Below are 17,988 nucleotides of genomic sequence, written 5' to 3'. Positions count from 1 at the left end.
TCAGGCTATCGCACTTGGTTAGAGGTGGGGAACTGTGCTGACATTCCAGCCGCCGCCGAGTGCTTTGATGAGCAATACGGATGCCTGCAGACGACGCTGCTGAATCAGCAGTTCGTTGCGTTCATTCACGAGTGCCTGTGTCTGCCAGGTGATGACCTGGAGGTAGTTGTCGACGCCGCCTTCATAGCGATCGTTGAAAAGCTGGAGCGAGCGTTCGGCAGACTCAGTTGCGGCCCGCTGTTGCGCTGCTTCCTTCTCCAACGCGCTCAGAGAAGCGAGCGAGTCTTCGACCTGCTGGAACGCTGTGAGCGCAGTCTGGCGATAGTTCGCTACGGCTTCGTCATACTGCGCTTCAGTCATCTGCTTCGTCGATCGACGACGACCGAAGTCGAAGATCGTCTCACTGGCCATGGGGCCAACCGAGAAGAAACGGCTCGGCCACGTGAACCAGTTCAGCATCGAAGTGCCCGCGAAACCGCCGACCGCCGAAAGAGAGAACTGAGGGTAGTAGGCCGCCTGCGCAATACCGATGGCTTCATTCGCTGCGCCTACGCGACGCTCGCTTGCGGCAATGTCGGGGCGACGTTGCAGAAGGTCGGAGGGCAGGACGCCGGGAATCGAAGGCAGTACGGGGCCGATCGCAGCGGCAGCACTATTCATGCTCGGGCTGGGAACGTGCGGCTCTGGAATCTGCGCCGGAATCGCATGACCAGCCTCGACGTTCTGGATGGGAGGTGTGACGACCAGCGGAGCAATACTGAAGGACGCAGGCGCCTTGCCTGTGAGCACAGCAATAGCGTGCTCCATGTTGGCGCGCTCAATCGTCAGTTCGGTGCGCTGCACGCGAGCCGCTTCAAGCTGCGTCCTCGCCTGTGTCACGTCCGATTGCGGAGCTACACCGCCTTCGAAGCGCGTTTGAGTGAGATCGACAGCGCGCTGATAGGCCTGAATCGTGTCGTCGTACAAACGGAGTTGCGCATCGTCGGAACGGAGCGTGAAGTAATCAAGCGCGAGCTCTGCGTGCAGAGAAAGACGTGCATTCTCCGCGTCCGAGAACGCCGCCTGAGCGTTCTCGCGAGCCTGCGTGACGCCGCGACGAACGCGACCCCACACATCCAGTTCCCAGGAAAGGTCCACGGGCATCTGGAAGTTGCCCACACCATTGTTGGCAAGTGTGCGATTGAAGTACGGCTGATTGGCAGAATCGCGAATCGCTCCGAAAACGGGAGCGACACCAATGGTCGGAGCTTCATAGCTGCGTGCGGTGCCAACGTAAGCACGGGCCGCGCGGAAGTTGGCTTCCGCAGACTTGAGCGACTGGTTGGCGGCATCCACTTGCGGCTCAAACTCGTTCAACTGCGGGTCTGAGAACATCGTCCACCAGTCACCCTTGAGCTGAGCGTCTGCTGGCGCGGCTGCGCTCCAGCCCTCGCCATGGTTGGTTGGCGGAGCCTCCTTGTAGGAGTTTGTCGGAGCCATCACCGCAGCGGGCGGATGATATTGGGGGCCCACCTTGCAACCAACCGTCGTCAGCGGAGCTGCGATGGCAAGCGCGAGGAACGCCGAGGTTGCAGAGATTTGCTTCACTTCGTACCTCCTGCAACGCGGACTTCCTGTCCTTCCGCGAGCGAGTCAGAAGGGTTGATGATCACGTCGTCCTGCGGAGTCAGGCCCGAGATGACCTCAACCGTTGCACCGTAGTCATGGCCAATTTCAATCGGCTGCAGATGCACATGGTTGTTGCGCACAACGCCCACGCGGAGTCCTTCTGCGCGGAAGAGAATCGCATTCGAGGGAAGCGTGAGAGAGTTGTCGCCTGCGGCGAGCGGCAGATGAACGAACGCATACTGACCGGGCAACAGCTTGTGGTCGTGGTTCTCGAGATCCACTTCCATGTTCAGCGTACGGGTCGAAGAGTCGATCGAACGCGAGTTGCGCGCGATGGTGCCGGTGAAGACCTCGTTCGGGAAGGCATCGGAGGTCACCTTGACCTGCTCGCCATCGTGAACGGCTGCTGCGTGAACTTCCGGTACCGGAACGAACACACGTACCTGGTCGATGGAGGAGAGATGGAAGAGCTCGGCATGAGTGTTGGTCGAGTCGCCAGCTTGGATGAGCGAACCGATATCTACGTTACGCGCCGTGATGATTCCGCTGAACGGAGCATAGATACGCTCGAATCCTTGCATCTGCTGCAGGCGGCGAAGGTTCGCTTCCGCCGAATTGAGTGCCGCCTGACGCGCGGTCAGATCGCTCGAAGCCTGGTCCGCTTCCTGACGCGAGACAGCGTTCTTCGCCAGCAGTGCCTTCCAGCGATTGCTGGTGATCTCGGCGAGCTGTGCATTGGCCTTCGCGGTGTTGACCTCTGCTTCTGCCTGCTGCACCTGCTGGTCAACTTCAGGAGTCTGCACGATGGCGAGGAGTTGCCCCTTTTCGACGTGCTGACCGATGTCAGCAAACCACTTCTGCAGGTAGCCGTTCGTACGCGAGAAGATCGGCGTATCGACATAGGCTTCTGTGTTCGCAGGCAAACGCAGCTCCTGCGAGGCAGCACCTGAAGAAGCGTGGATCACCGCCACCGTTTGAACGGCGGAGATATCTGTAGCTTCGTTCAGCTCCTTCTCGGAGTGATGACGACTTGCGATGCCGATCACGATCGCGACAAGCAGAATGGCAACAACTGCCAGGACGGGGATGCGTGGACCCTGACCGAGGCGCGTTCTGGTGTCGATTTGGAGAACCTGATTGTGCGGGTTCTGCTCATGGTCATTCCCAGGAGTGCTCGGGCTGGTATCGCGCAGACCTTCTTGTTGAAGGGCTGTAGGGACGGCCGGCTGACCGTGGGCGTGCAGATTTTCGTTAGGCATGAGCGGGCTCCGAAGAAGTTTGTTCGGCGGATTTCTTTTTGTCCGCGCTATGAAGCAGCGCGAATACCGAGGGCACGAAGAGTAGAGTGGCGACCGTAGCGCAGAGCAGGCCGCCGATAACGGCGCGACCCAGCGGAGCATTCTGTTCGCCGCCGTCGCCGAGACCGAGCGCCATCGGCACCATGCCGATGACCATGGCGAGTGCGGTCATGCACACCGGGCGGAATCGAGTTGCACCCGCCTCGATGGCTGCGCGGATCGAGTCGTGGTGATCCGCAAGGCGGTCCTTCGCGAAGGAGACGACCAGAATCGAGTTCGCTGTAGCTACACCCATACACATGATGGCGCCCATAAGTGCAGGAACCGACAACGCCGTATGAGTGAGGAAGAGGAACAGGACGATACCACCCAGAGCCGCGGGTAGCGCCGTGATGATGATGAACGGATCCAGCCAGCTCTGGAAGTTGACGACGATAAGCGCGTAGACCAGCACGATCGAGAAGGCGAGTCCGGCGAGCAGAGCGGTGTAGGACGCGCGCATGGTCGTGGCCTGACCACGCACAGTGATGAACGTACCGCGAGGCAGGGTCTTCCGCTGCGCATCGACGATCTTGTCCACTTCCTTCGACACTGCACCGAGGTCGCGATCCTGCACGCCGCCGTAGATATCGAGAACACGGCGAATGTTGTAGTGCGAGATCACGGCCATTTCCTTGCCGCGTTTGAACGAGGAGAGCTCGCCCAACACTTCAGGCGTCGATCGAGGAGTCGCTACCGTGGAATTGATGGGGATGTTCTGCAGATCCTGTAACGAGCTCATCGTGTACTGCGGGTTCTGCGCCACGAGGTTATAGTTGGTTCCGTTCTTCCAGTTCAGGAAGAACATCGGGGTGATCTGCAGTGAGCTCGAGAGCGAGTTCAACATGCTCTGCGCAACGTCGCGCGTGGTGTAACCACCCTGTTCCGCCTTCGTACGCTCGACAGAAACTTCCATCGTCGGGTAGTCGATCGGTTGGTGGATACGAAGGTCCGTCAAACCGGGCACGCGGCGAAGCTGTTCCTGCAGATTGTCGGCGATGCGGTGTGCGCCCTGCATGTCGTCACTCTGGATCTGTACGTCGATCGGCGAGGGCAGACCGAAGTTCAGAATCTGCGTAGTGATATCGGCAGGAAGGAAGTAGAACGTAACGCCGGGGAACATGCGCGGGAGATCTTTCCGTAACTGACGCATGTAGTTCTGCGTGGGGCTATGGTCTTCGTGCATTTCGACCATGATGTCGCCATCGCCGGCGCCGATCGTTCCGTTCGTGAGATGCTCCGTGTTCATCTGCGAGTACGGCATGCCGATGTTGTCGAGAACGCTGGAAAGCTGCTTCTGCGGGATCGTCCGCCGAATCTGCTGCTCGATCAGATCTGCCGTACGTGCGCTTTCCTCAATACGTGTGCCGGTAGGCATACGGAAGTGCAGGATGAACTCACCGGAATCGGAGAAGGGGAAGAAGTCCTGTCCGAGGAACGGAATCAGGAAGCCGGTGCAAAGGCAAGCTGCAAGGAAGCCCGCGATGAAAAGCTTGCGGCGCAGTACGAGCCTGGTAAGCAACAGCTGGTACGCAGCACGTACTTTCTCAAAGAGCCGTTCGAAGCCGCGCTGGAAGTTGACCAGCGGATTCCTGGATGGTGCGGTGTCCTTATGGCGCAGCAGGTAGAGAGCGAGAGTCGGCACCAGCGTACGGGAGAGCACGTACGAGGCGAGCATCGCGAAGATAACGGCCTCCGCCAGGGGTGCAAACAGGAAGCGTGCGACGCCGTTGAGGAAGAACATCGGCAGGAACACAATGCAGATGCAAAGCGTTGATACCAGCGCGGGCACCGAGATCTGAGCCGCGCCGTCCAGGATGGCGTCGTAGAGCGGATAACCCTCTTCGAGGAAGCGCTCGATATTTTCCAGCGTTACCGTCGCGTCGTCGACCAAGATACCGACCGCGAGGGCGAGACCGCCGAGCGTCATCGTGTTCAGCGTTTCACCAAGGAGTCCGAGAACGATCACTGAAGTGAGAATCGACAGCGGAATCGAAATGGCGATGATGAGCGTAGAACGCCACGATCCAAGGAAGAGGAGGATCATGAGGCCGGTCAGGGCTGCTGCGATCACCGCTTCACGAATCACGCCTTCGATAGCGGCTCGCACAAACACGGACTGATCGCCGATCGGAGTCAGCTCCAGATTCGGCGGTGCAATTTGCTTCGCCCGAGTGATCGCCTGCTTGATGCCGCTCACGACGTCGAGTGTGGACGCCGTACCCGACTTCAGCGCCGTAATGAGTACACCGCGCTGACCGTCCTGACGAACGATGTTGGTCTGATAGGCCGAACCGTTGGAGACCGTAGCCACGTCGCGAACGTAGATCATGTTGCCGTTGATCTGCTTGATCGGCAACTCTTCAAGATCGCTCATGGCACGAGGTGCGGCGTTCGTGCGAACGTCGTATTCGGTGGGTCCGATCTTCGCCGTGCCGGAAGGCATCACGACGTTCTGTGCGGCCATCGCGTTCAACAAGTCGCCAGGAGAGATGCCCTTCGCCTGCATCTTGGCCTGGTCCATGTTGATTGTGATCTGCGGCTGCTTACCACCGTAAGGCTGAGGGAACACCGAACCGGGCACCGTGATCAACTGCGGACGAACCGTATTGATGGCCAGATCGGCGAGCTTCTGTTCATCGAGTCCACGTCCTGAAACACCGATTTGAAGAATCGGCACGCTCGACGCGGAGAAGTTGATGACCTGAGGGGCTTGAATTCCCGGAGGCAGCTGGCGGATCAAGTACTGCGATGCCGCAGAGACCTGCGCGTTCGCGGTGTCCAGCGACGCTCCCGGCTGAAGATAGATGCGAACCGTAGCAACACCGTTATAGCTCGTCGATTCTGTGTGCTCGATGTTGTCGACGAGTGTCGTCAGCGCCTTTTCATAGGGCGTAACGATACGGCCTTCGATCTCTTCCGGGTTCAATCCTGTATAGGTCCACGCGACCGACACCACGGGGATGTTGATGTTCGGAAAGATGTCGGTGGGGGTGCGCACGATCATAACGGGCGCGAGGATCAAGATGAGTAGCGCCAGCACGATGAACGTGTAGGGCCGCTCGAGTGCTACTTTGACAATCCACATCGGGTGGGGACTCCTGGACGTACTTGCCTAAGGATAGATTGTCATCCTTCGGTATTTCCGCTACATCCATTAGACTTCAATTTGTCGCACTCCGATGATTGTTCTTTCCGTGACTGGGCAACGGAAAAACAGATGAAAGGCTGGCGTAGGATAAAACCCATGGAACTTCGTCATCTGCAGTATTTCGTTACCGTCGCCGAGACCGGAGGGTTCGGACGAGCGGCGCGTACGTTGCACGTGTCGCAGTCAGCTATCAGCGAGCAAATTCGTGATTTAGAGGCGGAAATCGGCGTCATGCTCTTTGATCGGGGTCAACGGCAAATCCGTTTGACGGTCGAGGGCGAGTTGTTCCTCGAGGGCGCGCGCGAGACTTTGCACACGGCTTCAGAAGCCGTGGAGAAAGTGCGCCGAGCGAAGCGTGGCGAAGAAGGTCGATTAACAATCGGTTTCTTCGTTGGAGGGAATGGCCGATATTTCCCGGCACTCATCCGCGCTTTTCGTAAACGCTATCCGCGGGTAAAAGTTGCGCTGGTAGAGATGACGCCTACGCAACAGTGGCAGGCGCTAGGCAATGCGGTGATCGATTTTGGCTTCACACGACCGAACATGGGTAGCCTCGTCGAGGGCGTGAAGACGGAGATTCTCTTCAAGGAACGTCTCTATGTCGCCATGCTCAAAGACCATAAACTGGCTGACCGTAAAGAGATTCCGATTGCTTTGTTGCGAGACGAGCGCTTCGTTCTCTCCGAGCGTGTCACGTCATCGTCGCTTTACGATCGCGTGCTCAAGCTTTGCGCGCAGGCAGGCTACTCTCCGAACATCGGAGCGACAGCTTCAGTATCGAGCGGAGTGCTCTCCCTGGTCGAAGCGGGCGAAGGCATATCGGTGGTGGCTGCGGGCTCGCGTTTTCTCGCACTCAACGAGTTGTCTTTTGTTCCTCTGCAAGGTGCAGAAGCTTATGTCGATCTCGTGATGGCGTGGCCGATTCGACGTACGAGCGGCCCTCTCAAGGCATTCCTGGAGTTGGCACGCACCTTCCGCAATGCCACCTAGGCCGCAGTTTCCTTCTACTCGCTGAGGTGGGAGAATAGAAACATGATCGTTGCTGAAGAGCTCGCCGGAATCAAGATTTTCGACTGCATGGACGAACAGATGCGTCGCCGCATGGCGCTGCACGCCGCAGACGTGCATCTTGAAGACGGAGAGTACGCGCTTCGCGATGGACAGGAGCCTTATTTCTTCGTGCTGCTTGATGGCGATTTGACGCTCATCAAGGAGCATCTCGGCCATAGCCAGGAGATGCACCACTACAAGCGCGGAGATTTCTTTGGGGAGATCCCGCTGCTGCTCGGTGCTCCTGCTTTCGCATCGGTAAAAGCGAAGGGGCCGACGCGGCTGGCCCGATTTGAGCGTCAGGACTTCCACGAGATGATCCGCGAGTCCGAGGAGTGCGGCGCGATCATCCTGAAGACGCTCAACAACCGTCTCTCGTCGGTGCAGGAGCGTGCGCTGAACTGGCCGGTGAACCGCGTGCTCGTGGTGGGCAGCCAGTACGACACGGATTGTCGTGACATACGAACGTTTCTTACGATGAACCGCATTCCGTATGAGTGGATCGATCGTGAGCGCGAACCTGAGCGCGTTCCCGGCTGCATGTCTCCTGAACATAAGGGGCCAGCGGTGGTGATCGATCAGTCTTACTGCCTCGGTGAGTCGCCGACGGTGCGCAACGTCGCGGAACGGCTAGGCTTCAAGGTGGAGCCTTCGCAGGAAGAGTATGACGTGGTCGTTGTCGGCGGAGGTCCTGCGGGACTTGCGGCTGCAGTGTACGGCGCGAGCGAGGGGCTGCGTGTGCTGTTGATTGAGCGGGCGGCTGCTGGCGGGCAGGCTGCGACCTCTTCGCGCATTGAAAACTATCTCGGCTTTCCAAGCGGAATCTCTGGCGACGAATTGAGCGATCGCGCGATTCGGCAGGCGCGTCAGTTTGGTGCTGAGATCGTACTCACCCGCGAGGTGAAGAAGATCGATCCGATTCAGCATTCACGCTACTGTGTCGAGCTTGATGGCGGCCAGCGCGTAAGCACTCGGACGGTCATCCTCGCCACAGGCGTCGATTGGCGTCGTTTGCAGGCTGATGGCATTGATCCGCTGATCGGCCGCGGCGTGCTCTACGGAGCTTCTCGAACGGAAGCTGCGACTGTGCAGGGTAAGGACGTCTTCATCGTGGGTGGAGGCAACTCTGCCGGACAGGCTGCAATGTTCTTTGCCAACTACGCCAAGAGCGTCACGCTTGTGGTGCGTGGTGAAGGTCTCCATTTGACAATGTCGCAGTACCTGATCGGTCAGTTGGAACTGCGCAAGAATGTGGAGATGCTGAACTATGCGGTGATCACCCGCGTCGATGGCGATGGCCATCTCGAACGGCTTTGGATTCAGCGCAATGGTGGCGAGGCCGTTGAGTACACGGCTGATGCGCTCTTCGTGATGATCGGCGCTGACGCCAACACGGACTGGTTGCCGAAGAGCCTGCAGCGTGATGAACGTGGCTACATCTGCACGGGCCGCGACGTTTCGGACTTGCCGAACTGGAAGGGAACTCGCACCCCTTATCTGCTCGAGACGAATTTGCCCGGCATCTTCTGCGCAGGCGACGTTCGTCACGATTCGATCAAGCGCGTGTCGAGCGGTGTCGGCGAAGGCAGCATGGCGATCGCGTTCGTCCACCAGTATCTCTCGATGATGGACAATCAGAACGCCGCTGTTTAGCTAGCGCTTTTCTGCAGAGAGATGCGCGATGCGGGCGGCGTTGAAGGCCGCTCCGAAGCCGTTGTCGATGTTGACGACGGTGACCAGCGGGCTGCAGCTATTCAACATGCCGAGCAGCGCGGTGATGCCGCCAAAGCTGGTGCCATAGCCAACGCTCGTGGGCACAGCGATCACAGGGACCTCGACGAGGCCAGCGACAACAGAAGTAAGCGCGCCTTCCATGCCAGCGCACACCACGATCGCGTTCGCGGTACGAATACGCGGCAGTTGCGCGAGTAGTCGATGTAGCCCCGCGACCCCGACGTCGGTGATGCGGTCGACTTCAACGCCAAAGCATTCAGCCGTGATGGCCGCTTCCTCGGCGACGGGTAAGTCGCTTGTGCCGGCACACATCACCGCGATCTTCCCCACTTTACGTGGTGCGGAACCGATGGTGATGCATCGCGCGAGCTCGTGATACGTCGCGTCTGGCACGAGCTTCGCGGTTTCCTCGAAAGCTTCGCGGCTCGCGCGGGTCGCGAGTGCTGGCACGCCGGTCGCTGCAATGCTTTGCAGGATCGCCGCAGTCTGCGCGGGTGTTTTCCCTGCGGCGAAGACGACCTCAGGCAAGCCTGTGCGAAGGCTGCGATGATGATCAATCTTTGCGAAGCCAAGGTCTTCGTAAGGCAAGGTCGACAGGCGCTGCTGTGCGTCCGCCACCGTGGTTGTTCCGGTAGCTACTTGATCGAGTAATTGGCGAAGAGAATCAGGATGCATGGGCCATAGGGGCGATCGATGTGATGGGAAGCAAAGCATTCATGGAGCCAGTACGATAGCCTGCGGTATCCAACGTGACGAACTTGAATGCTGCTGCTTCGCGTACGGAAGCTGTGATGCGGTCCAGCAGAGCGAGATCGAGTTGAAGACCCGCGAGCTCTTCTCGGGCGATCTCGATACGAGCGATCTCGCCATGATGACGGACGCGGACCTGGCGGAAACCGAGCGCATGCAGCGCGGCTTCTGCGGACTCAACCTGGAGCAGAGCTTCCGCCGTCACCTCGCGACCGTATTCGATGCGAGAAGCCAGGCAAGCCGCTGCAGGTTTCTGAGCGACAGAGAGACCTGCCTCTTGCGCCAGTGCGCGGATCAAACTCTTCGTCAGACCAGCATCCACGAGCGGCGCCGCTACTTTATGCATGGCGGCGGCTTGTTGGCCCGGGCGGAAGTCGCCGGCATCATCTACGTTGCGGCCGTATGCGAGCGTCGTGTTTCCGGGAAGCTCCTTCATCAGGACCTCCATGACGCGAAAAAGCTCGTCCTTGCAGTGGAAGCAACGCTGCGCATCGTTGCGCACATAAGCTGGCTGGCTGAGTTCGTCTGTGCGGACGATGCGCAGGGGAATCGTGTGCGCTTCTGCGAACGCGATGGCCTCGTCGAAATCCGCGCGAGCGAGGCTTGCCGAGTCGGCGATCACGGCGACCATGCGATCGCCGAGAACCTGATATGTGGCCCACGCGAGGTAAGCCGAGTCGACTCCACCGGAGTAAGCGACAGCGACGCGCTCGTAACGCGAGAGTTCGCGTTCGAGCGCCTGCTGCGCGGATTGGAGTTCAGCGTTCATCGCTAGGCCTTCAGGGTGGTTTCGCTGAGATCACGACGAGTGGGCGAGAGCAGCTTTTCGCGGGTGGACCAGAGGCCCGCAGAGGGAGTCGAGATGTAGAAGATCTCTTCGCCATCGGGCATCGTGTTCCAGCCTTCCTTCATCACAGCCGGATCGTAGCGCTTCTGCACTTCGTCGAGCGAAGCGTAGTTGTAGCCGATCTGTTCGATTTCTTCCTTCGAAATCTTGGGGCCGGGGGCGTAGGTGATGGTGAAGCGGCCTTCGCTTGAGCCGTGGATGAGGTGGGCGACGCCGTGCGGAATGTCCTGCATGTCGGCCTCGGTCTTGTAGAGGGCGAGCGTACGCGGGGTGCCCTTGTAGCCGTACTTGCGGATGAGGTCATCCACTTCAGGCTGCTCGCCGAAGCGCTCCACGCCGGGGGCGATGATGAGCAGTTCGCCGCCGTCAGCGATGGCCATGCGGGTGCGGTAGACAGCCTTGTTCGCCACCCATGTTGCGCGGAACTCGTCCGGCTGCATCACAGCCACGATCTTCTTTACGGGGTTGTCGAAGAGCGTGATGTTCTGCTCGCGGCTCGCCTTCGCGGCGTTGAGGTAGGTGTCGAGGTCGTCGCCGACGTAAATGCCGCTGGTGACGAGCTTGTTGTCGCCGTCGCGCTGCATGACGATCTGGAGATAAACGTCCGGATATTTCGAGAGGTGCTCGACCTCGCTCCAGTTGTAGCAAGCGCGCAGCGGTGTGACGAGGCAACCGAGATTGTTCTCGATACCGTAAACAGCGGCGGCGATGTGCGAGGCGCAGATGGTGTCCTTGCCGCCGAGACCGATGTAGTAGTTCTTGTTGTGGTTGGCAAAGCCCAGCACTTCGTGCGGAACCACGTGGCCCACGTTGATGATGAGGTCCCACTGCTCTTCGACGAGCTTGGTGTTCAGATCAACCGGGATCTCCCAGTCAGCAACGCCTTCCGTGGTCTCGTCGACGAGCTTTGCAGGAATCGTGCCGATGCGCGTGACACCGTTCTTCCAGTCGTGCGCGAAGATGCGCTCCTCGGGAATCGAGCCGAACATCCACTTGTTTTCTTCGGGGGTGTGGGGGACGTGCTGGCCGAGCGTGGGAATCACCTCTACGTGCGCGCCGGCGGCGTCGAGTTCACGGTAGAGCAGTTCGGTGATCTTGCCTGCGCCGGAGTGGGCGCGGGTGAGGTCGGGCGGAAGCAGCAGCACTCGCTTGGGCTCGGCGCAGATGCGGGTCTTGGCTTCAGCGAGGAGGCGCGAGCAGGCTTCGGCAATCTGCGCGTCGGAAACGTGAGGGGCTTCGATCTGGAACCAGGGCACTGAGGTATCTCCTGTCAGGCAGATTCTCTGAGAAGGAAAATCTGTCTGACAGATAATACACGAGGCCAGCCGAAGGTGACTAGGTGGCCTTGCGCTGGAAAGAGGTCTTCTTGGCGCCGAGGGCGGACTTGCCCTGGAAGCCAGAGTTTCCGGTGGTGACAGCCTGCTTCTGCGTGGCGCCTGCGAGCTTATCGCGGAGTGCCTGAAGCTTTTGTTCCTTAGGGCTGAGGCCGGTCTTGCGGGGAGGTGTTGTACTCATGCATGGGATTTTACCCCTCCCGGTAGGCTCATGAGTAATGTATTGAGGACGCGGGATCAACCTTCGGAATCCTCCCAGAGTCCACGACACCACAAGCGGAGCGCGCTTGAGTTCGAGGTGTCAGGCGTTCCAGCAGGGGAAGCCGCGGGTGGGTTCTTGAATGTCTTCGACTTTGAGGCCTTTACCGCCAAGCGAAGCTGCCTGAAGTTTTGGGGAGTGTGAGGTCTAAAGGAGACCGCAAAGGGAAGCGGTGGTAGTTGTTTTGCGACGATGGCCGCACGCGGAGCGGATGAGGCGTAGTCTGGAAGAAGGACGTGCGCTGTCCTCCTTCCCTCCTTACTCTCTTTTTTGTACGAGTGCCGAAACACACGCTCCATCTACCGTTGGCCTGTCTGGAGTTACTGATGCGCTCGAAGAAATTTCATCAAACGTTGGCGTGCGGCAATAGCCGTTTTGAGATGTGCAACATGATTGCGAAGGGCATGCGCGCGACGCATGTGACGGGAACGCGTATCGAGGATTCGATCAATCGCGTGATGGGCTTGATGGAGCCGAAGCCCGTCGTGGTGAAGCTGCAGACGATCGTTCGCTAGCGACTCTGCGCTGTGCGTGTGGCCCATACCCCGCCTGCGGGGTGTGGGTTTTGCTTTTGAGGCCAATCAGCGGCTACTCGTAACGTAACCGTGCTCGGTCAGATCAATTTCCGTCGTCGACGTATGCCGCCCATCCAGCGACCACTCTGTCTCCCCATGCCGCAAACTTCCGCTTTGCTCACTTCAGCAACTCTAGAGCCACTATAGAAGACTCAAGCACAGCAATACCTCTGGGTGCCCGTCCGCACGCCGCTTCATGCGGACGGGGGGCAGGCACCCGCAGCCGTGGCACCCCGACATTGGCACGTCAACATCCGTGGTTCCCACCCGTCCGCAAAGACACGTACGGGTGGGGCACCCGACATGGGGCTTGGTTGAAAAATTACCAGACGGTATCGTGGGGAATACCTTCGCGTTCGCGCTTATTCCACGTCCATTTCGACTCGATTTCAACGATCTCTCGTTGACCGGTCGCCCAGTGATTGAAACTGCTCCAGCGATACTCTTCGGGGCGCTCGACCAGTCCACGAGCCACTGGGTTGCGATGCGTGTAGCGAAGCTTCTCTAAGAACTTATCGTGCGTCTCTATGTTGAAGTCGTAGTAGCGTCGCTGCCAGAACTGCTTCTGTGTTGTCTTGAGCCGCTGAGATGTTTCGTGTTTCAGCACATTGAGTGTCGTCGCAAGAACGTATTTCTTCGGCTCGCTCATGAGTAAGTGGACATGCTCCGGCATCAGGACGTAGCCGAAGATGCGAACGCCATGTCGAATGCGGATGCGTTCGAGTTCTTCAAGGAAGACTGTGCGGGCGTGGTCTGAGGCGAGGAATGGTAGACGCTGATAACAACTGAAGGTGATGAAATGATTCGCACCATTCAGTTGGTTCCGTCTCAGACCTGTAGGCATGTCGGGAGTGTAACTGACTCGGAATTTAGAAGAACCACGAATGTGGGTGCCCCATCCGTACGCGGCTTTATGCGGACGGGTGGGAACCGCGGGTGCTCGTGGGGAGTCATGGGTGGTCCGGGAGTAGTGGTGAGGTGTGGTTCCACGGGCGGGAGTACCTGCCCACCCGTCCGCATGAAGCCGCGTACGGATGGGGCACCCGACTCTTGTTGTGGTTTACGGGTGGGCCACCCGCCCGTACGATGAGGCTAAAACCCATTCTTCTGGTTTGGCTCCTTATGCGTGGGGCTGAGTGGTAAGCGGAGCATATCACTCTATCCTTGTTGCTCATCACGCGCTCTTCAAATAGATGTCACGCTAAGAGGCGACGGAGATAACAAGTGGGGCGTGAGGAAGTGAAGCTGGCCTTAGGGTTTGTCGGCGCTCAAATCCTGCAGGCATTTGTGGTTACTGTATGCCGTTTGTGGTGGATGGTATAGTGGAGGTCCCCAACCCGTCCACATAAAGATGAGGACCCCAACCATTTGTGGTGGGGGGGTGGTGGGAATCCCGCCCCATACGAGTGGGATCTCCCACCACTTTTGATAAATTATGGGTGGTTCCGTCAAAATTTCCGAATTACTAGACTCAGTACTGGCATTTCCCTGCGAAGCAGTACCCGTAATAACCGCAGTCCCCATCTCCTCCGCAGGAGTAGCAGTGCAGCGCCGCATTGCATGAATCGTACTGCTCCCCACAAGAAGTTTGACAGTCCCAACGTTCCTGACTCCCAAGCGTAGTTGTCGAGTTACAGTAGTCGGAGCAATCGGAGTATGGACCCTCGCAATCTAAGCCTTCCGCACATAGGCCACCGGAAGCTCTTGCAGAAGGTGTAAATATAAAGAATATTCCAGCTAGCAGCCAAAGTGTCATCAATCCAAGTATTCTATTTCTAAGCAAAGTCAGCTCCTTCTATGGTTTAGCAACTTCGGTTAGTACCTCAGATTCTCTTGCTGAAGAAAGTTGTCCATCCCAGTCCTTGATCACCTTGCCGGTGTCATCGGTGAGAATGATCGTTGGTGTTGCGTGAACGCCAATGTCGCTGGGCTGGATACTTTGAACTGCATCAACTTTTATTCCCCCATTCTCAAGAAACGCACCTGCCGTATTTGCATCATCCGGCAAAAATGCTACGGTGTGAACTCCGGCTGAAGTGGCAGCAGGCGCGAGACGTTTATAAAATGGCAGGCTGGCTTGGCAAAAATGACACTGGGTGCTTACCACAAGAAGTAAATTCTTATGTCCAGATCCGAGAGCCATACCGGGTTGATGAATAACCTTCCCCTTGAGGCTCACGATCTGCGATCGGCTTCGGCCTGAGCTCAGAGCGTTCCATGCCACCGCAGCACAAAGGACTACACAGGACAAGATTATGGCTATGTTGGCAGCCTTATCTAACATAGTTGAGTTCTGAGTGTCAGCTCGCATGCGCCCGAGTATAAGGTTGACTTGAGTTCTCGACAACACAATTCTGCAGCAAAATTTTCGGGAGTTATTATCGCGCGAAGTAAGCTCTGGCCAGGAGCTACGAGAATAAGAACTCTTTCGTACGTAATTCTTTAACCTGATCGCGTAGCTTCGCGGCCCTCTCGAACTCGAATTTCTTCGCCGATTCGCGCATTTCGGCTTCTAGTTTGGTGATGTAGGCGTCGAGTTCCTGCTGGTTGGCGAAGTTGAGAGTGGCGGGGTCTTCGACTTCTTCGGCGAGGTCCTGGTAGTCGGCCTTGAGGATCGTGGCCAGCGAGTCGTCGATCGAGCGGATGACCGAGCGGGGTTCGATGCCGTGTTCTTCGTTGTAAGCCTGTTGTTTGGTGCGGCGGCGGGAGGTTTCGTCCAGCGCGCGCTGCATCGAGTCCGTCATCTTGTCGGCGTAGAGGATGGCGATGCCTTCGACGTTGCGGGCGGCGCGGCCGATGGTCTGGATCAGAGAGCCCTGCGAGCGGAGGAAGCCTTCCTTGTCCGCGTCGAGGATGGCGACGAGCGAGACCTCCGGCAGATCGAGGCCCTCGCGGAGGAGGTTGATGCCGATGAGCACGTCGTACTCGCCTTTGCGCAGGGCACGCAACAGGCGAATGCGCTCCAGGGTGTCGATCTCCGAGTGCATGTAGCGGCAGCGGACGCCGACCTCGGTGTAGTAGTTGGCGAGGTCCTCGGCCATGCGCTTGGTGAGCGTGGTGACGAGTACGCGCTGGTTGCGCTCGGCGCGGAGGCGGATCTCGGCGAGGAGGTCGTCGATCTGGCCTTTGACGGGGCGGATCTCGACGGGCGGATCTACGAGGCCGGTGGGGCGGATGATCTGTTCGACGACGACGCCGGCGGACTTGGTGAGCTCGTAGGGGCCGGGCGTGGCGGAGACATAGATGGTCTGGCCGATGCGGGTCTCCCACTCTTCGAAGCGGAGCGGGCGGTTGTCCATGGCCGAGGGTAGGCGGAAGCCGTAGTCGACAAGGTTCTGCTTGCGCGAGCGATCGCCATGCCACATGCCATGTAGCTGCGGAACGGTGACGTGCGACTCGTCGAGGAAGCAGAGGAAGTCTTTGGGGAAGTAGTCGAGCAGGGTCGGAGGCGGCTCACCGGGGAGACGGCCGCTGAAGTGGCGTGAGTAGTTTTCGATGCCGTGGCAGTAGCCGACGGACTTGATCATCTCGAGGTCGTAGCGTGTGCGCTGGTGGATGCGCTGGGCTTCGACGAGGCGGCCTTCTTTTTCTAGCTGCGCCTCCCACTCGGTGAGCTCGGAGACGATGGAGTTGATGGCGCCGGTCTTGCGCTCGGGCTGCACGACGTAGTGGCTCTTGGGGTAGATGGGCAGTCGCGAGTACTTCTGCTTCACGGTGCCGAAGAGCGGGTCGATCTGCGAGAGCGAGTCGATCTCGTCGCCGAAGAGCTCGATGCGAAAGGCGTTCTCGTCGTAGGTGGGGTAGACCTCGATGATGTCGCCGCGGACGCGGAAGGTGCCTCGGCGGAAGTCGACGTCGTTGCGCTCGTAGAGAATTTCGACGAGGCGGCGCGTGATGTCTTCGCGCTTGAGCTTCTGGCCCTTTTCAAGCAGCAGCAACATGCCGTAGTAGGCTTCTGGCGATCCGAGGCCGTAGATGCAGGAGACCGAGGAGACGATGATGCAGTCGGTGCGCTCGAAGAGCGAGCGCGTGGCGCTGAGGCGCAGCTTGTCCAGCTCGTCGTTGATCGTAGACTCCTTCTCGATGTACAGGTCGCCGGAGGGGATATAAGCCTCGGGCTGGTAGTAGTCGTAGTAGGAGACGAAGTATTCGACAGCGTTGTGGGGGAAGAACTGCTTGAACTCGTGGTACAGCTGCGCGGCGAGGGTCTTGTTGTGCGCGAGAATGAGGGCAGGGCGGTTGAGCTCCTGGATGACCTTCGCCATGGTGAAGGTCTTGCCGGAGCCGGTAACGCCGAGCAGCACCTGGTCCTTCTCGCCGGTGTTGATGCCGGAGACGAGCTCACGGATGGCCTGCGGTTGATCGCCCTGCGGTTCGTAGTCTGTCTGCAGCTGAAAGTCCATCCTGATAGCTTACTCCGAAAAAGCGAAAGGACGGAGAAGGTGCCGTTCTGGATTTGAGCTTAGAAGTATGGGCTGCGAGCTTTGAGTTTTATTGCATGAAGTACCAGATCACGCCAACGATGACCATGTAGACGGCGGCGATGGCGATTGTGACGGCGAGCAGACCGCAGTAGATGAGGGTAGCGTGTTCGCGAAAAATGTCGTGATGGACGGGCTTAGTCTCAGACATGGAAGGCTCCTATATTGCACTGCATAGTGCAATGCATATTTATGGGACGCAGAAGCGTGGTGAAAGGATGCAGAAGAAGTAGACTCGGGAGTGCAAGTTTTCGGGAGGTGAGCGGGATGGCGAGAGAATCGGGGCGGGAGAAGATTCTGCGCGGGGCGATGCGGGTGTTTCTGGAGGATGGCTACGACGCGGCGAGCATGGACCGTGTGGCCGAGATGTCTGGCGTCGCGCGGCGCACGCTGTACAACCAGTTTCCGGCAGGCAAGGAGTCGATGTTTCTAGCTGCTGTAGAGGAATTCTGGAAGGGTTTTCCGCAGTTGAGCTGGGAGGACAGCGGCGAGGTGGAGGCGACGTTGCGCTATGTCGCCGATGCGATCGTGCGGTTCTGGACTGCCGAGGACATGGTGCCGTATCTGCGGATGGCGATTGCCGTGTCGGAGCGGTTTCCGGGGCTGGTGGTTCGGCCGGGCGATGGTGGAAAGCTGCCGCTGATGGAGCAGTTGATGCAGTGGCTGAAGAAGATGCATCGTGCCAGGCGAATGCGTGTGCCGAACGCGGAACTCGCCATGTGGCAGCTCTTCGGTCTGGTGACCGAGCCGCTCGTTTGGCCACGGTTGATCGGGATAGAGCTGCCGACAGGAGAGGCTTTCCGCAAGGCGGTAGTAGATGGAGCGGTGGCCGCGATGATGCGGCTATATGCGGTCTAGCTGA

The 17,988-nt window shown here is 58.7% G+C and carries 16 protein-coding genes; 4 read left to right on the top strand and 12 right to left on the bottom strand.

The genetic code is table 11. The annotated features are described in order from the left end of the window. Positions 1–18: 18 nt before the first annotated feature. Genes OHL11_RS15725 through OHL11_RS15715 form a run of 3 tightly spaced genes read right to left on the bottom strand, consistent with a single transcriptional unit; the run spans position 19 to position 6,033 of the window. Positions 19–1,587, bottom strand: coding sequence for a TolC family protein (locus OHL11_RS15725; RefSeq protein ID WP_263372489.1), 1,569 nt, complete (start codon positions 1,585–1,587; stop codon positions 19–21). Then, the gene (locus OHL11_RS15720) at positions 1,584–2,867 is read right to left on the bottom strand and encodes an efflux RND transporter periplasmic adaptor subunit (RefSeq protein WP_263372488.1); all 1,284 of its coding nucleotides are present in this window, start codon (positions 2,865–2,867) and stop codon (positions 1,584–1,586) included. The genes OHL11_RS15725 and OHL11_RS15720 overlap by 4 nt, the downstream gene beginning before the upstream one ends. Next, a complete protein-coding gene (locus OHL11_RS15715; protein WP_263372487.1) occupies positions 2,860–6,033 on the bottom strand; it encodes an efflux RND transporter permease subunit in 3,174 nt (1,057 codons plus the stop codon). The genes OHL11_RS15720 and OHL11_RS15715 overlap by 8 nt, the downstream gene beginning before the upstream one ends. A gap of 159 nt (positions 6,034–6,192) precedes the next feature. Between OHL11_RS15715 and OHL11_RS15710 the strand changes: the two genes are divergently transcribed. Both OHL11_RS15710 and OHL11_RS15705 read left to right on the top strand, forming a co-directional pair. Next, entirely contained in the window at positions 6,193–7,086 is an 894-nt protein-coding gene (locus tag OHL11_RS15710) for a LysR substrate-binding domain-containing protein (RefSeq protein WP_263372486.1), read from the top strand. A 42-nt stretch (positions 7,087–7,128) separates the two neighbouring features. After that, positions 7,129–8,799, top strand: a complete 1,671-nt coding sequence (locus OHL11_RS15705) for an FAD-dependent oxidoreductase (protein ID WP_263372485.1) — start codon at positions 7,129–7,131, stop codon at positions 8,797–8,799. Here OHL11_RS15705 and larB read toward each other — a convergent pair whose 3' ends face one another. The 4 genes from larB to OHL11_RS15685 form a co-directional block, all read right to left on the bottom strand. Continuing rightward, positions 8,800–9,555, bottom strand: a complete 756-nt coding sequence (larB, locus tag OHL11_RS15700) for a nickel pincer cofactor biosynthesis protein LarB (protein WP_263372484.1) — start codon at positions 9,553–9,555, stop codon at positions 8,800–8,802. Further along, the gene (gene larE / locus OHL11_RS15695; protein ID WP_263372483.1) at positions 9,545–10,399 is read right to left on the bottom strand and encodes an ATP-dependent sacrificial sulfur transferase LarE; all 855 of its coding nucleotides are present in this window, start codon (positions 10,397–10,399) and stop codon (positions 9,545–9,547) included. Before larE ends, larB begins: the two co-directional genes overlap by 11 nt. Positions 10,400–10,401: 2 nt before the next feature. Then, positions 10,402–11,733, bottom strand: a complete 1,332-nt coding sequence (locus OHL11_RS15690; RefSeq protein ID WP_263372482.1) for a nickel-dependent lactate racemase — start codon at positions 11,731–11,733, stop codon at positions 10,402–10,404. A gap of 79 nt (positions 11,734–11,812) precedes the next feature. Then, a complete protein-coding gene (locus OHL11_RS15685; RefSeq protein ID WP_263372481.1) occupies positions 11,813–11,992 on the bottom strand; it encodes a hypothetical protein in 180 nt (59 codons plus the stop codon). Between the two features lie 404 nt (positions 11,993–12,396). Here OHL11_RS15685 and OHL11_RS15680 point away from each other — a divergent pair, with 404 nt between their 5' ends. Then, the gene (locus OHL11_RS15680; RefSeq protein ID WP_263372480.1) at positions 12,397–12,585 is read left to right on the top strand and encodes a hypothetical protein; all 189 of its coding nucleotides are present in this window, start codon (positions 12,397–12,399) and stop codon (positions 12,583–12,585) included. 66 nt (positions 12,586–12,651) lie between these two features. Here the strand turns inward: OHL11_RS15680 and OHL11_RS15675 are convergent, their stop codons facing one another. The 5 genes from OHL11_RS15675 to OHL11_RS15655 form a co-directional block, all read right to left on the bottom strand. Next, on the bottom strand, positions 12,652–12,750 hold the full coding sequence (locus OHL11_RS15675) for a histidine phosphatase family protein (RefSeq protein WP_263372479.1): 99 nt from the start codon (positions 12,748–12,750) through the stop codon (positions 12,652–12,654). A gap of 217 nt (positions 12,751–12,967) precedes the next feature. Continuing rightward, positions 12,968–13,489 carry an REP-associated tyrosine transposase gene (locus OHL11_RS15670; protein ID WP_263372478.1) on the bottom strand — a complete coding sequence of 174 codons (522 nt, stop codon included), beginning with the start codon at positions 13,487–13,489 and terminating at the stop codon, positions 12,968–12,970. Between the two features lie 951 nt (positions 13,490–14,440). Then, complete coding sequence (locus tag OHL11_RS15665; RefSeq protein WP_263372477.1) at positions 14,441–14,824, bottom strand: peroxiredoxin family protein; 384 nt, start codon at positions 14,822–14,824, stop codon at positions 14,441–14,443. 229 nt (positions 14,825–15,053) lie between these two features. Further along, entirely contained in the window at positions 15,054–17,048 is a 1,995-nt protein-coding gene (gene uvrB, locus OHL11_RS15660; RefSeq protein WP_317890658.1) for an excinuclease ABC subunit UvrB, read from the bottom strand. An 88-nt stretch (positions 17,049–17,136) separates the two neighbouring features. Then, positions 17,137–17,277 carry a hypothetical protein gene (locus OHL11_RS15655; RefSeq protein WP_263372476.1) on the bottom strand — a complete coding sequence of 47 codons (141 nt, stop codon included), beginning with the start codon at positions 17,275–17,277 and terminating at the stop codon, positions 17,137–17,139. A gap of 116 nt (positions 17,278–17,393) precedes the next feature. Between OHL11_RS15655 and OHL11_RS15650 the strand changes: the two genes are divergently transcribed. Continuing rightward, positions 17,394–17,984: a TetR/AcrR family transcriptional regulator gene (locus OHL11_RS15650; protein ID WP_263372475.1), complete on the top strand. Its 591-nt coding sequence runs from the start codon at positions 17,394–17,396 to the stop codon at positions 17,982–17,984. Positions 17,985–17,988 lie beyond the last annotated feature (4 nt).

Origin of the sequence: Granulicella cerasi (assembly GCF_025685575.1) — a bacterium.
GTDB lineage: Bacteria > Acidobacteriota > Terriglobia > Terriglobales > Acidobacteriaceae > Granulicella > Granulicella cerasi.
This window is presented reverse-complemented; position numbering and strand designations above follow the sequence as displayed.